At 71.7% G+C, this 12,190-nt stretch carries 15 protein-coding genes; 6 read left to right on the top strand and 9 right to left on the bottom strand.

The window, feature by feature from the left end:
• Positions 1–60 precede the first annotated feature (60 nt).
• Positions 61–1,791, bottom strand: coding sequence for a hypothetical protein (locus ABZ948_RS08495; protein WP_359758174.1), 1,731 nt, complete (start codon positions 1,789–1,791; stop codon positions 61–63).
• A gap of 619 nt (positions 1,792–2,410) precedes the next feature.
• On the opposite strand from ABZ948_RS08495, the gene ABZ948_RS08490 reads away from it, so the two are divergent.
• Together ABZ948_RS08490 and ABZ948_RS08485 are read left to right on the top strand one after the other, a co-directional pair.
• Positions 2,411–2,875: a pyridoxamine 5'-phosphate oxidase family protein gene (locus ABZ948_RS08490; RefSeq protein WP_359758173.1), complete on the top strand. Its 465-nt coding sequence runs from the start codon at positions 2,411–2,413 to the stop codon at positions 2,873–2,875.
• A gap of 79 nt (positions 2,876–2,954) precedes the next feature.
• Positions 2,955–3,347 carry a VOC family protein gene (locus tag ABZ948_RS08485; RefSeq protein WP_359758172.1) on the top strand — a complete coding sequence of 131 codons (393 nt, stop codon included), beginning with the start codon at positions 2,955–2,957 and terminating at the stop codon, positions 3,345–3,347.
• 10 nt (positions 3,348–3,357) lie between these two features.
• Here ABZ948_RS08485 and ABZ948_RS08480 read toward each other — a convergent pair whose 3' ends face one another.
• Entirely contained in the window at positions 3,358–3,687 is a 330-nt protein-coding gene (locus tag ABZ948_RS08480; protein WP_359758171.1) for a branched-chain amino acid transporter permease, read from the bottom strand.
• On the bottom strand, positions 3,680–4,372 hold the full coding sequence (locus ABZ948_RS08475) for an AzlC family ABC transporter permease (RefSeq protein WP_359758170.1): 693 nt from the start codon (positions 4,370–4,372) through the stop codon (positions 3,680–3,682). Before ABZ948_RS08475 ends, ABZ948_RS08480 begins: the two co-directional genes overlap by 8 nt.
• Before the next feature lie 63 nt (positions 4,373–4,435).
• On the opposite strand from ABZ948_RS08475, the gene ABZ948_RS08470 reads away from it, so the two are divergent.
• Positions 4,436–4,894, top strand: a complete 459-nt coding sequence (locus ABZ948_RS08470) for an Lrp/AsnC family transcriptional regulator (protein ID WP_359758169.1) — start codon at positions 4,436–4,438, stop codon at positions 4,892–4,894.
• 50 nt (positions 4,895–4,944) lie between these two features.
• Here ABZ948_RS08470 and ABZ948_RS08465 read toward each other — a convergent pair whose 3' ends face one another.
• Entirely contained in the window at positions 4,945–5,241 is a 297-nt protein-coding gene (locus tag ABZ948_RS08465) for a DUF4235 domain-containing protein (RefSeq protein WP_359758168.1), read from the bottom strand.
• A gap of 38 nt (positions 5,242–5,279) precedes the next feature.
• Positions 5,280–6,305, bottom strand: a complete 1,026-nt coding sequence (locus ABZ948_RS08460; RefSeq protein ID WP_359758167.1) for a glutathione S-transferase family protein — start codon at positions 6,303–6,305, stop codon at positions 5,280–5,282.
• 159 nt (positions 6,306–6,464) lie between these two features.
• Between ABZ948_RS08460 and ABZ948_RS08455 the strand changes: the two genes are divergently transcribed.
• On the top strand, positions 6,465–7,385 hold the full coding sequence (locus tag ABZ948_RS08455) for a cation diffusion facilitator family transporter (RefSeq protein ID WP_435857471.1): 921 nt from the start codon (positions 6,465–6,467) through the stop codon (positions 7,383–7,385).
• A gap of 123 nt (positions 7,386–7,508) precedes the next feature.
• Here ABZ948_RS08455 and ABZ948_RS08450 read toward each other — a convergent pair whose 3' ends face one another.
• The 3 genes from ABZ948_RS08450 to ABZ948_RS08440 form a co-directional block, all read right to left on the bottom strand.
• Positions 7,509–8,423 (bottom strand): helix-turn-helix transcriptional regulator, encoded by a 915-nt coding sequence (locus ABZ948_RS08450; protein ID WP_359758165.1) that lies wholly within the window; start codon positions 8,421–8,423, stop codon positions 7,509–7,511.
• A 243-nt stretch (positions 8,424–8,666) separates the two neighbouring features.
• Positions 8,667–9,116, bottom strand: coding sequence for a nitroreductase family deazaflavin-dependent oxidoreductase (locus ABZ948_RS08445; RefSeq protein ID WP_359758164.1), 450 nt, complete (start codon positions 9,114–9,116; stop codon positions 8,667–8,669).
• A gap of 102 nt (positions 9,117–9,218) precedes the next feature.
• The gene (locus tag ABZ948_RS08440) at positions 9,219–9,851 is read right to left on the bottom strand and encodes a LysE family transporter (RefSeq protein ID WP_359758163.1); all 633 of its coding nucleotides are present in this window, start codon (positions 9,849–9,851) and stop codon (positions 9,219–9,221) included.
• 287 nt (positions 9,852–10,138) lie between these two features.
• Between ABZ948_RS08440 and ABZ948_RS08435 the strand changes: the two genes are divergently transcribed.
• Both ABZ948_RS08435 and ABZ948_RS08430 read left to right on the top strand, forming a co-directional pair.
• Positions 10,139–11,344 (top strand): cytochrome P450, encoded by a 1,206-nt coding sequence (locus ABZ948_RS08435; protein ID WP_359758162.1) that lies wholly within the window; start codon positions 10,139–10,141, stop codon positions 11,342–11,344.
• Between the two features lie 13 nt (positions 11,345–11,357).
• Positions 11,358–11,558 carry a ferredoxin gene (locus ABZ948_RS08430; protein ID WP_359758161.1) on the top strand — a complete coding sequence of 67 codons (201 nt, stop codon included), beginning with the start codon at positions 11,358–11,360 and terminating at the stop codon, positions 11,556–11,558.
• Between the two features lie 9 nt (positions 11,559–11,567).
• Here the strand turns inward: ABZ948_RS08430 and ABZ948_RS08425 are convergent, their stop codons facing one another.
• Positions 11,568–12,122, bottom strand: a complete 555-nt coding sequence (locus tag ABZ948_RS08425; protein WP_359758160.1) for a TetR/AcrR family transcriptional regulator — start codon at positions 12,120–12,122, stop codon at positions 11,568–11,570.
• Positions 12,123–12,190 lie beyond the last annotated feature (68 nt).

The raw sequence follows: 12,190 nt of genomic DNA, 5'->3' as shown, positions 1-12,190 counted from the left end.
CAGACCGTTGCCCGGCCGGCTTCCGGCCGGGCAACGCCGTGCGTGGGGGCAGGCGGTGGCTCAGCCGTCGAGCCAGTCGCCCGCGACGTCCGTGGGACGGTAGCCCGTGGCGTTCCAGAGGAAATGCGGGTGGGCACAGCCGAACATGTAGGCGAGCAGTGCGGTGTCCTCCCTCCCGGTCCGAGGGTCGTGCAGGGTGTGGAACCTCTCGGACCCGACCACGCCGGCGTCCTGTTGGACATCACGGGCGCGGTCCGGCGACGGTGCGGCGCTGGATGCCTCGACGGCGGCGATGTAGGTGCGGCGCAAGATCTCCCATGCGTTGTCCGTGTCGCCGTACCAGGGACCGTGCAGTGCCTCGAAGGCGTGGAGCTCGGCGTCGAACAGGGGCCATGCCGTGGGGTGTTCGGCTCGACAGCGTGCGGACAGCTCGGCGGTCCGGGTGCTCAGTGCCGGTGCGGTGGGCCGCGGGGCGATGGTGAGGGTGGTGCCGTCGGTGAGGATGCCGGTGCACGGGTTGGGCTGCAGGTCGCACAGCGGGCACTCCTCGGCCGCGGGGAGGCCCTGGGTGATGCCGTCGAACCACAGGGCGTGGCGGCCCGTGAGCCCCATCCAGACGATGGTGGTGGTCATCAGCCAGGTGTTCCACATCGGGCTGTGGGCCTCGGGCATGCAGCCGTACTTGACGAGGGCTATCGCGCAGGCGGAGTAGAGCGCCTTGGTGTGGGTGGGCATGTCGGCGAGCCAGAAGTTGCTGATCTCGCCGGTGAGGGCGTCGGCCCGCACATCGGCCATGTCGTCGATGACGCGGCACAGCAGCAGGGAGGCGAGGTTTTCCTCCTGCCAGAGTTCGGTGTCGGGGGCGACGTGCCAGAACAGGCAGTCCAGCATCTGCAGGGCCGAGTAGGTGTTCTGGTTGAGCGGATTGGTCTGGGGGAGCGTGACGCTGCCCGCCTCGTGCTGCTGGAGCCAGTACTCGTCGACGGACCGCTTGTGGGCCGCGAAGAGTCCGGAGACCAGGGCCCGTGCGCTGTTGGTGCTGAAATTCTCGGCCAGGCGGCCTTCGACGTGTCGGGTGAGGCGAGCGGTGTCGATGGTGTCGACCACGCGTTTGTATTCGTGGAAGACGAGGATGTCGTCCTCGAAGCGGTGGCGGTGGCCGAGGTCTCGTTCGAGGTCGTTCATCTGCCGGGTCCAGGACCATCCACCGGTCAGGACGCTGTCGAGTTCCCGGCGGTGTGGCCAGGTCTTGACGGCGAGGGGACGACCGGCGCTCTGCCGCCAGCGGTAGTCGTCCAGGGTGCGTGCGGGGGGCGTGGGCAGCCGACGGCACAGACGGCAGGCGCAGACGCTTGTCCGCTCCTCCTCGCGCGGCGGGGTGAGGGCCCGGCTCCGCCAGGCCCCTTCCAGCATCGTGCAGGCCAGTCTGCAGATCTCGACGTCGGTGCCGACCTGGGGGAAGGCCGTTTCTATCAGGCGCAGGCCGGTGTCGAGGTGCCTCAACCTGGCATGGCCCTCCTCGTCGGGCGGGAGGAACGCGGGACGCGCCAGATGGAGGGCCCCCTCCACGTGCAGCGTGGTGCTGGAGCGGGGGGAGCCGAATGCGTTCAGCCGCTGCTGGGCGGCGTTCTGGGACCTTCGGTACTGCTCCGTGCTCCCCTTGATGTGTTTCACCAAGAGGCGGGCCAGGGTGTCGCCCGCCTCCGTGGGCTGGAGCGGGGCGCTCGGCTGCGCCGGGATCGAGCTGTCGGCGGACGCCTTCGGAACAGCACCTGCGACTCGAGATTTCACACCGGTCTCCCAATAAACTGTGGTCCTGGCAACGGAATCGATCGACCGTGGTCGTTGACCGGCCGTGTTCGGGAATCTTCTGGACGTTCCGCGACGGTCTCGCCGGACAGCCGGGCAGCCGGACTCACGCGACCGGCTTCGGCGCCTGTCACGAACGACCGCGAGGGGCACGACTGCCGTGTTGACGGCACTCCTGCTGCGAGGCGAGCACCCGCATCGCCGCCTCAGCCGTGTCGATCAGGAAGCACTCGCGGCCCGTCAGCGCTGACGGGGGTGTCGAAGGGGAGGTCGAACCGGACGTTCCGAGGCATGTGCTTCCTTTCGGGAGACGGACCGCAGAGTCCCCCCCACCCCTGCGAGCGGACGCTGCCGTGACCGCCCGCAGACTCGAACTGGGCTTCGCAGTCCGAAAGTTGAACCGAGAAGCGGTACGAGGCTGCCCATGACGTGAATGAGCCATTCCGTGACCGCGCCGTGATCTCCGTTACTGCTCGAAGCACATGAGCTGCGTATACTCCCTCGTCCCTCACCCGGGGCGGCCTGTCCGCCCGGCCCGAGGAGCCTCGGAACGTCACACTGGTCGCAGTCCGTTCGACGACTTCCGGGAGGCGCACCGCCGATGACATCCGCACCCGCACGCAGCGCTGAACAGCGCACCAAGGACACCCTGCACCGTCTCGAACACGACGTGGACGCCTGGGTCGCCACGGCCGACGGCGCCTCGGGGACGCCGTACCTCGTCCCGCTGTCCTTCCTCTGGAACGGCTCGTATCTGCTGTTCGCCACACCCGCGTCGAGCCCCACCGGGCGGAACCTCGCCGCGACCGGCCGGGCCAGGGTGGGCATCGGACCGACCCGCGACGTCGTCATGGTGGAAGGCGCGGTGGAGACCGTCCAGCCCGGCGAGCTGACCGAGCAGGACGCCGAACTCTTCGCCGCCAAGACCGGGTTCGACCCCCGCCGCCTCGCCACCCCGTACCTCTACTTCCGCGTCGTGCCGCGGCGGGTCCAGGCCTGGCGGGAGGCCGACGAGCTGGACGGCCGCGAACTCATGCGCGACGGACGGTGGTTGACGGCCGACTGAATCGGCCGGACCGGGATATCCGCAAGGTACGGGGCCGCGGGGCACGAACGCCCCGCGGCCGGAATCCTGCGGAGGAGACATGGCACTGGTGAAAGCGGGGGTCCTCGTGCTCGACTGTGCCGAGCCCGAGAAGCTCGCCGTGTTCTACAAGGAACTTCTGGAGGGCGAGGAGGCGGACGCGACGGCCAACCGCGTGGAGATCAGGAGCGCCGACGGCTTCCGGATCGCCCTGCGCCGGGACGTCAACGCGACCCCGCCCAGCTGGCCACGCCCCGAGAACTCCCTCCAGGCGCACCTGGAGTTCGTCGTGGACGACCTGGACGCGGTGGAACGCCGCGTCGTCAGCCTCGGCGGCCGTCCGCTGGAGGCCAAGGAGGCCTCCGGGCCCTTGGAGGAGCGCGGCTACGCCGACCCGGCGGGCCACTCCTTCACCCTGCGCCGGACCGCGCCGACCGCACCCAAGCAGGGCTGAACCGGCCGGCTCAGCGGGCGAAGACGGTGCTGGCCAGCGCCACGTGGACGGCCGTGCCGGCGAGGATGCTCAGCAGGGCGTCGCGGCGCCACAGGTGCAGGCCGGCGGTGACGGCCAGGGCCGCCAGCGGCGCCGTCGCGCGGGCCTCGGTGACCGGCAGGTCGCGCAGGCAGTAGACGACCAGGATCACCATCACCCCGGCGGGCATCCGGGTGCTGAGGTACCGCACGGTGGCGCTGGCCCGCAGCGGGGCCAGGGCGGCGAAGGGCAGGGCGCGCAGGGACCAGGTCACGGCGGCGGTGACGAGGATCGCGACGACGGCGTGGCCGGTGTCAGACATGAGCGGGCTTCCTCCCGACGGCGAGGTGCCGCGCCAGGAGCCCGGCGGTGAACAGGGTGAAGGCGGCCAGGAGCAGCTGGTGCGGGAAGACCAGCCGGGCGGCCAGGGCGCAGAGCAGGGCCAGTACGGGCGTGGGCAGGTCACCGCGCAGGTCGCGCACCGCGTCGAGCGCGAGGACGACGAACAGGGCGGTCAGGGCGAAGTCCAGGCCGGTGACGCCGGCCGGGACGAGGGAGCCGAGCAGGGCACCGGCGGTCGCGCTGCCGGCCCAGTACAGGTGCATGAAGAACTGCAGCCACAGGATGCGTTCGCCCGACCAGCTCCCGGACTGCTCGGCCGAGGTCAGGGCGTAGGCCTCGTCGGTGAGCGCGAAGGTGCTGTACGTCCTGGCGAGCCGCCCCCGCACGCGGTGCAGGGGGAAGGACAGGGCGTAGAAGACATGCCGCGCCTGCACCAGGAAGGCGGCCACGGCGATGGACACGAGCGGCGCCGCGGCGGTCACCATGCCGATGAGCAGGAACTCGAACGAGCCGCCGTAGATCAGCGCCGCGGACAGCCCGGCCCACCACCAGTCCAGCCCCGACTGGACCACGAGCGCCCCGAACGCGAGGCCGAGCGGCACCATCCCGAGGCCCACGGAGGCACAGTCCTGGAAAGCGGCCCGGGCCGCAGGGCGTATGCGCATACCGACAATTTTAGAAAAGCGGACGCCTTATTTGGTTGCCGATTGTGCGCCTATGATCTTCGTATGGGCAATGAAAGCGGCCTGGATGCCGTCGACCGGGAAATTTTGTTCCACCTGCGTCAGGACGGTCGGCTGTCGAACGTCGAGCTGGCCAAACGGGTGGGCCTGACGCCTCCTCCCTGCCTGCGCCGGGTCAAGCGCCTGGAGGAGACCGGCGTCATCACCGGCTACCGGGCCGTGATCGATCCCGGGGCGCTCGGCCGCGCGCTCGAAGTGCTCATCGACGTCGAGATCTATGCCCAGGACCGCAGGACCGTCGAGGAGTTCGAGACGACCGTGGCCTCCTACGAGGAGGTCATCGAGTTCCGGCGGATGTACGGCCGCCCCGACTACTTCCTGCGCGTCGCCGTCGCCGACCACACCGCCTATGAGGCCTTCCTCATGGGACGGCTCAGCGGTCTGCCCGCCGTCGTGCGCCTGGAGTCGCACCTCACCATGAAGACGATCAAGGCGGACGGCTGACCGCACAGGCAGGCCCCGCCCGGCACGGGGCCGGGCGGGGCCGCGTCGTGTCAGTCCCGGCCACCCTTCTCGCCGACCGGCCAGGTGCCGGTCGAACGCTCGATGGCCTTGGCGCCCGCACGGTCCACGGCGCTGCGCACCACGGCGAAGATGGCGCCCTGGATCGCGGCGGCCAGCAGGATCTCGCCCCAGCCGCGGTCCTTGTCCAGCGCGTCGGGCGCGTCCTCCTCGTGCCGGATCGCCATCCACGTCTTGCGGAAGGCGAGCCCGGCCAGCCAGCCGCCCGACCAGCCGAGCACGAAACCCAGGGGCTGGTAGGCGAGGGACATCTTCTTCTTCTTGGCCACGGGGATCTCCTTGGTAGCTGAAGGGGGGTCGGAAGTGGTCATGGTGTGTGCGCGGCGGGGACCCGCTCCCCGGCGCGCACCGGCCCGGGCGGGGTGCCGTCGCCGAACGGCCGGCCGCCCAGCTCCTCGCGGTGGTGCGGGGTCAGCCAGCCGGACATGTCCGGCCCCAGGGGCACGACACGGGTCGGGTTGATGCCCGTGTGCACCTGGTAGTAGTGCCGCTTGATGTGGTCGAAGTCGACGGTGTCGCCGAACCCGGGCGTCTGGTAGAGGTCGCGGACGTACCCCCACAGCACCTGGTTCTCCGTCAGCTTCCAGCGGTTGCACTTGAAGTGGCCGTGGTAGACCGCGTCGAAGCGGACCAGCGTGGTGAACAGCCGGATGTCGGCCTCGGTGATCGTGTCGCCCACGAGGTAGCGCTGCCGCTCCAGCCGGGCCGCGAGCAGCTCCAGCCGCCGGAACACACCCGCGCAGGCGGCCTCGTACTCCTCCTGTCCGGTGGCGAACCCCGCCCGGTAGACGCCGTTGTTGACGTCCTCGTAGACGTCCGCCATCACCTCGTCGATCTCGTCGCGCAGCCGTTCGGGGTACAGGTCGGGTGCCCCCTCGCGGTGCAGGGCCGTCCACTCGGTCGCGAGGTCGAGCGTGAGCTGCTGGTAGTCGTTGGTGACCAGCTTCCCGCTGGGCACGTCCACGACGGCCGGCACGCTGACCCCGCCCGGATAGTCCGTCTCCCGCCGGTCGTACGCCTCACTCAGCCAGCGGATGCCGAGGACCGGGTCGCGGCCGTCCTCGTCCAGGGTGAAGCGCCAGCTGCGGTCGTCCTGGATCGGGTCGGCGACGGCCAGCGACAGCGCGTCCTCCAGGCCGAGCAGCCGCCGGGAGACCAGCGACCGGCTCGCCCACGGGCAGGCCCGGCTGACGACCAGGCGGTAGCGGCCGGCCTCCACCGGCCAGCCGTCCCGGCCGTCCTCCGTGATCCGGTCCGTGAAGTGCGCCTTGGACCGCTTGAACGTCCTCTTTCCGTAGGCGCTGTTGCCGCCGTCGCCGTCGTCGCGGCTCATGGGGAAGACCTCCTTGCCGTACGTGTGACCTGCTGGTCGTGCGTGTGCCCTGGTGAACGCGTTCCCCGTTTTCCGCGGACGGCACGGTGTGAGCACCGCCGACCGGGGCAATCGGCGGGGGTGACTGAAGAAGGATCTGATCGGAGGACACGCGTCACCGTGCTGGTGGCGCTCGCGGCCAATCTGGTGATAGCGGCCGCCAAAGCCGTCGGCGGTCTGGCCGCCGCATCGCCCGCCCTGCTGTCGGAGGCGGCCCATTCGATGGCCGACAGCCTGAACGAGGTGTTCTTACTGGCGGCCCTGCGCCGCAGCCGTCGCCCCGCCGACCGGCGCCACCCCTTCGGCTACGGCAAGGAGCGGTTCTTCTGGTCGCTCCTCGCGGCCGTCGGCATCTTCGTGATGGGGGGCTGCTTCTCCTTCTTCCAGGGCTTCGAAGCCCTCACGGGAGGAGCACAGGAGGGGCTCGACGGCTACGTCGCCGGCCTGGTCGTGCTCGGCATCGCCCTCCTCGCGGAGGGCGCTTCCCTGCTGCGGGCGCTGTACCAGGTGCGCCGGCAGGGCGGCGGACGCGAGGGGCTGCGGGACCCGGCCCTGCGGACGGTCGTCGCCGAGGACGGCACGGCGGTGCTCGGGGTCACGCTGGCCATCGCGGGCATGGCGCTGCACATGGTCACCGGCCAGGTGGTGTGGGAGGCGGCCGCCTCCCTGGCGATCGGGGCGCTGCTGGTCTACGTCGCCTACCGGCTGGGCCGCGACGCCCGCGACCAGCTGATCGGCGAGGCGGCCGACCCGGAGGCGAGCGGACGGATCCAGGCCCTGCTGCGGGCGCAGCCCGAGATCGACAGCGTGGAGGCGCTGTTCACGATGAAGACGGGCCTCGACTCGGCCCTGGTCGCGGCCCGGGTCGACCTGATGCCGGGCCTGGACAGCGAGCGGGTCGAGGAGGTCGCCGTGCGCATCAAGCGCTCCATCGCGAGGACGGTGCCCGAGGCCGACCAGATCTTCCTCGACGTCACGGACCGCCCCGCGCGCGAGGCAGCGGAAAGCCCCGCCGCGACGGGGGAGCGCGGCGGGGCCTGACCCACGCGTGCCCCGCCGAGGACGGTTCATGCACCCCGGCCGAAGAAATTTTTTCCGCAGCCGGGAAGCATCACCCGTTCGGCGACCGCCGGCGCCGACCGGGGCTAGCGGAGCTGGTCGGGGCTAGCGGAGCTGGTCGGGCTCCGTCGCCCGGGACCGGGTGGCACCCAGGCTGGCGAGGAGCCTGAGGCGCTCCTCCGAGGTGCTGCCCGGTTCGGCGGTGTAGACGGTCAGGTCGTGAACGGCCCGGCGGGACAGCGGCAGATCGAGGGACTGATACCACAGGTCCAGCTCACCGACCTCGGGGTGCCGCAACCGTTTGGCGCCCTCGTGACGGATGCGGACGTCGTGGACGGCCCACTGGCTGCGGAACTCGGGGCTGAGCGTGGACAGTTCGCCGATCAGCTCGCGCAGGACCCGGTCGTGCGGTTCCCGCCCGGCCTCGGCGCGCAGCAGCGCGGTGGTGGCCACGGTGGCGGCGTCCCAGTCGACGAAGAAGTCCCGCGCGCCGGGGTCGAGGAAGATGTACCGGGCGATGTTGGGACGGCCGTGCTTGTCGGTGGTGGGGCTGTCGAAGACCGGCGAGTGCAGGGCCCGGGCGAGCGCGTTGTGGGCGATGACGTCCTGGCGGCCGTTGCGCACGAACGCGGAGGACAGCGTCATCGAGTCGAGCAGCCACTGGATGCGGGGCGGGACGGCGACGTCCTTGCGGCGGGACGGGGTGCGTGCGGCGGGGCGGGCGGCTCGGGCCAGGTCGAACAGGTAGGTGCGTTCGTCCTCGTCCAGTTGCAGCGCCTGGGCGACCGCGGCGAGCACGTCCTCGGAGACGCCACTGATGTGGCCCTTCTCCAGGCGGGTGTACCACTCGGTGCTCACCCCGGCGAGCACGGCGACCTCCTCGCGCCGCAGCCCGGGCACCCGGCGCCGGCCGCTGGTGGGCAGCCCGGCCTGTTCCGGGGTGATCTTCGCGCGGCGGCTGGCGAGGAAACCGCGGATCTCGGTGCGGTGGTCGGTGCGGTGGTCGGGGCGCGGGTCCATGCCGTCCACGGTAGCCACCGTCCCGCCGGCAGGGAGGTCGAGTTTGTACCCCCCATAACCCCCGCCTTCCTGCGGGCACCGACGTCGAGCCCGGTCGCGGTGGGCGCGGCCGGGCCGGCCGTCTCGATCACCGCGGGGATCACCGCGGAGATCATCACGAGATCACCGCCCGCGCCCACCACGCCACCGGCCCGCCGCCGTCCCACGGCACCGGGCCGATGCACCGACCGCTCGTCCCGGACCTCAGTCGTCCTCGGCCGGCTCCAGGACGAACACCGGGATCTCGCGGTCCGTCTTCTTCTGGTACTCGGCGTACGCCGGATACGCCGCGACCGCACGCTCCCACCACTCGGCCTTCTCCGCGCCCGTGACCTCACGGGCCGTCATGTCCCGCTTGACCGGCCCGTCCTGGAGTTCCACGCGCGGGTCGGACTTGAGGTTGAAGTACCAGACCGGGTGCTTCGGCGCCCCGCCGAGGGAGGCCACCGCGGCGTACCGCCCCTCGTGCTCCACCCGCATCACCGGGTTCTTGCGCAGCTTCCCGCTCCTGGCGCCCCGTGAGGTCAGCACCACCACCGGCATGCCGGAGCCCTGCAGGGTCGTCCCCTGGGTACCGCCGGAACTCTCGTACAGCTCCACCTGCCGGCGCACCCACTGCGTCGGGCTGGGTTCGTACTCGCCCTCAAGAGGCATGGCATCCGTCCTCTCGCCGTGTCCACGACTGACTGACTGCCGCCTACAACACCCGTGGGCCCGCGAATCATCCGCACCGCGACGGATCCCGGCCACGCCGTCTCACCCCGGCGCCACCGCCATCCGCACGGCCAGCGCCGTCATCACCCCGCTCGCGACGAGCCCCGTCACCAACCGGCCCCGACGTCCCGTCAGCGCCCGGCCCAGCAGCGCACCGCCCCCGGCGAGCAGCACCTGCCAGCTCGCCGAGGCCGCGAAGGCGGCCAGCACGAACACGCCCTGCTCCAGTGCCCCGGCCTGACCCGTGGCCCGGGAGCCGAGCACGAGTGCCGCGAAGTAGATCACGGTGGTGGGGTTGAGCAGGGTGATGCCGAGCAGCCCCCAGAACGCCCGGGCCGGACGCGGGGGAGCGGAGGCCGTCCGGCCGGCGGGCCGGTGGCCGCGGTACGCGCGCAGCGCGCCGACCGCGCCCCACACCGCCAGCGCGAGCAGCACCAGCACACACACCCACCGCAGCGGCCCGAGCACCGGCCGCAGCGCGGTGGCCAGGGCCGTCCCGCCGAGCGTGGCCGCGAGGGCGTACAGCCCGTCGGCGGTCGCGACGCCGAGTGCGGCGCAGACACCGGTGCGCAGGGACGTGCGGGCGGTCAGGGAGACGAGATAGGCGCCGACGGCGCCCACGGGGACGGCGATGCCGTACCCGGCGAGCAGCCCGTCGAGGAGCGCCGCGGTCATGACCGCGGCGCGGTCGGACCTCCACGGCGGCCGGACGGCTGCTGTCGGCGCGCGGCGCAAGCGGCGGCGGAAAGCGACAGACGGGCATCGAAGGCAGGCATGGCCGGATCCTGACCCCTGCCCCGCCCCGTCCACAACCGGTTTTGGATCCGGCTCGAACAGGAAGACGGCATTCCCCGGCCAAGTTGCACGTCAGCACCGATCTGGCCGAACTTCACGTCGCTCCATAGGTGCCTGGGGCATCTAATGAAGATCGGCACGACGCACACTTCGTCTGCGAGGTCTTCATGACGGACACGACCGCACCCGCCGAACCCGTCGCCTTCCCTCAGAGCCGCACCTGCCCCTTCCACCCGCCCACCGCCTACGAGCCACTGCGCGCCGAGCGTCCCCTGACCCGGATCACCCTTTTCGACGGCCGCGAGGCCTGGCTCGTGACCGGGCACGCGACCGCCCGGGCGCTGCTGGCCGACCCGCGCCTGTCGTCCAACCGGGACCGCCCCGGCTTCCCCGCCCCCACCAAGCGCTTCGCCGGGATCCGGAACCGCCGCACCGCCCTGCTGGGCGTCGACGACCCCGAGCACCGCACCCAGCGGCGCATGGTCGTCGGGGACTTCACCCTCAAGCGGGCCGTCGAACTCCGGCCACGCATCCAGCAGATCGTGGACGAGCGACTCGACGCGATGATCGCCCAGGGGCCGCCCGCCGACCTGGTGAGCGCCTTCGCGCTGCCGGTGCCGTCCATGGTGATCTGCGCCCTGCTCGGCGTCCCGTACGCCGACCACGACTTCTTCGAGCACCAGTCGCGCCGGCTGCTGCGCGGCCCGGAGACCGCCGACGTGATGGACGCCCGGGACCGGCTGGAGGCGTACTTCGGCGAACTGATCGACCGCAAGCAGTCCGATCCCGGCACCGGCCTGCTGGACGACCTGGTCCAGCGGCAGCTGCGCGACGGCGAGCTCGACCGCGAGGGCCTGATCGCCCTGGCCCTCATCCTGCTGGTGGCGGGCCACGAGACGACCGCCAACATGATCTCGCTCGGCACCTTCACCCTGCTCCAGCACCCCGAGCGGCTCGCCGAGCTGCGCGCCGACCCGGAGCTGGTGCCGACCGCCGTCGAGGAGCTGATGCGGATGCTGTCCATCGCGGACGGCCTGCTGCGCCTCGCCGTCGAGGACATCGAGGTGGCCGGCACGACCATCCGCGCGGGGGACGGCGTGGTCTTCGCGACCTCCGTCATCAACCGCGACGAGAGCGTCTACCCCGAGCCGGACACGCTCGACTGGAACCGCCCCGCCCGTCACCACGTCGCGTTCGGCTTCGGCATCCACCAGTGCCTCGGCCAGAACCTCGCCCGCGCCGAACTGGAGATCGCCCTGCGCACCCTCTTCGACCGGCTGCCCGGCCTGCGTCTGGCCGCCCCGGCCGAGCAGATCCCCTTCAAACCGGGCGACACGATCCAGGGGATGCTGGAACTCCCCGTGACCTGGTAAGAGGCTTCGGGACATGCGCATCGACATCGACAAGGACCTCTGCATCGGCGCGGGCCAGTGCGCCCTGACCGCCCCGGACGTGTTCACCCAGGACGACGACGGCTACAGCACCGTGCTGCCCGGACGGGAGGACGGCGGCGGCAGCCCGCTGCTGCGGGAGGCGGCCCGGGCCTGCCCGGTGAGCGCCATCACCGTCTCCGAGACCGTCGGCTGACGGCCTGCCTCACGCGGCGGCGCGCAGGAGCAGCCGGGCCGCCTCCCGCGCCTCGGCGGCGGGCCCGGCGCTCCCGGTGACGCCCGCCGTGACCATCGCACCCTCGGCCAGCAGGAACAGCTGCCCGCCCAGCGCGGCGGGCAGCCCCGCCGCGCCGACGAGGGAGTCCAGGTACTCCCGGAAGGCCCGCTTGTGCGCCCGCACTTGGCCGGCCACCCGCGCGGACGTGGCGCCCAGCTCGCCGTACGCGTTGATCCACGCGCAGCCGCGGAAGTCCGGCTCGCCGAACCACCGGCCCAGCCAGTCGAACACGGCAAGGATCCGCTCCTCGGGCTCCCCGTGCCGCTCCACGTACGCGGCCAGCCGCCCGCGCCAGCGCGCGTCCCGCCGCTCCAGATACGCCTCCACCAGCTGCTCCTTCGCCGGGAACAACTGGTAGAGCCGCTTGAGCGAGACCCCGGACGCGCCGCGGACGTCGTCCATGCCGACGGACTGCACGCCCCGCCCGTAGAACAGCTCCTCGGCGGCGTCCAGGGCCCGCTCCCGGGCCACCGCACGGTCCATGAACGACCCCTCCTTGACGCGAGAACGAGCGTTCTCCTACCGTAGCAGCCACCGTGGAGAACGCTCGT

Source organism: Streptomyces olindensis (genome assembly GCF_040645895.1).
Classification (GTDB): domain Bacteria; phylum Actinomycetota; class Actinomycetes; order Streptomycetales; family Streptomycetaceae; genus Streptomyces; species Streptomyces olindensis.
The sequence above is the reverse complement of the archived record's forward strand: the minus strand, read 5'-3'. Positions and strand labels throughout refer to the sequence as shown.

Excerpts from the sequence above, each read along its gene's own strand:
- ABZ948_RS08475 (WP_359758170.1), bottom strand. The coding sequence starts at position 4,372 with ATGCGCATACGCCCTGCGGCCCGGGCCGCTTTCCAGGACTGTGCCTCC.
- ABZ948_RS08485 (WP_359758172.1), top strand. The coding sequence starts at position 2,955 with ATGGCACTGGTGAAAGCGGGGGTCCTCGTGCTCGACTGTGCCGAGCCC.
- ABZ948_RS08425 (WP_359758160.1), bottom strand. The coding sequence starts at position 12,122 with ATGGACCGTGCGGTGGCCCGGGAGCGGGCCCTGGACGCCGCCGAGGAG.
- ABZ948_RS08435 (WP_359758162.1), top strand. The coding sequence starts at position 10,139 with ATGACGGACACGACCGCACCCGCCGAACCCGTCGCCTTCCCTCAGAGC.
- ABZ948_RS08450 (WP_359758165.1), bottom strand. The coding sequence starts at position 8,423 with ATGGACCCGCGCCCCGACCACCGCACCGACCACCGCACCGAGATCCGC.
- ABZ948_RS08430 (WP_359758161.1), top strand. The coding sequence starts at position 11,358 with ATGCGCATCGACATCGACAAGGACCTCTGCATCGGCGCGGGCCAGTGC.
- ABZ948_RS08460 (WP_359758167.1), bottom strand. The coding sequence starts at position 6,305 with ATGAGCCGCGACGACGGCGACGGCGGCAACAGCGCCTACGGAAAGAGG.
- ABZ948_RS08470 (WP_359758169.1), top strand. The coding sequence starts at position 4,436 with ATGGGCAATGAAAGCGGCCTGGATGCCGTCGACCGGGAAATTTTGTTC.
- ABZ948_RS08490 (WP_359758173.1), top strand. The coding sequence starts at position 2,411 with ATGACATCCGCACCCGCACGCAGCGCTGAACAGCGCACCAAGGACACC.
- ABZ948_RS08445 (WP_359758164.1), bottom strand. The coding sequence starts at position 9,116 with ATGCCTCTTGAGGGCGAGTACGAACCCAGCCCGACGCAGTGGGTGCGC.
- ABZ948_RS08480 (WP_359758171.1), bottom strand. The coding sequence starts at position 3,687 with ATGTCTGACACCGGCCACGCCGTCGTCGCGATCCTCGTCACCGCCGCC.
- ABZ948_RS08440 (WP_359758163.1), bottom strand. The coding sequence starts at position 9,851 with ATGACCGCGGCGCTCCTCGACGGGCTGCTCGCCGGGTACGGCATCGCC.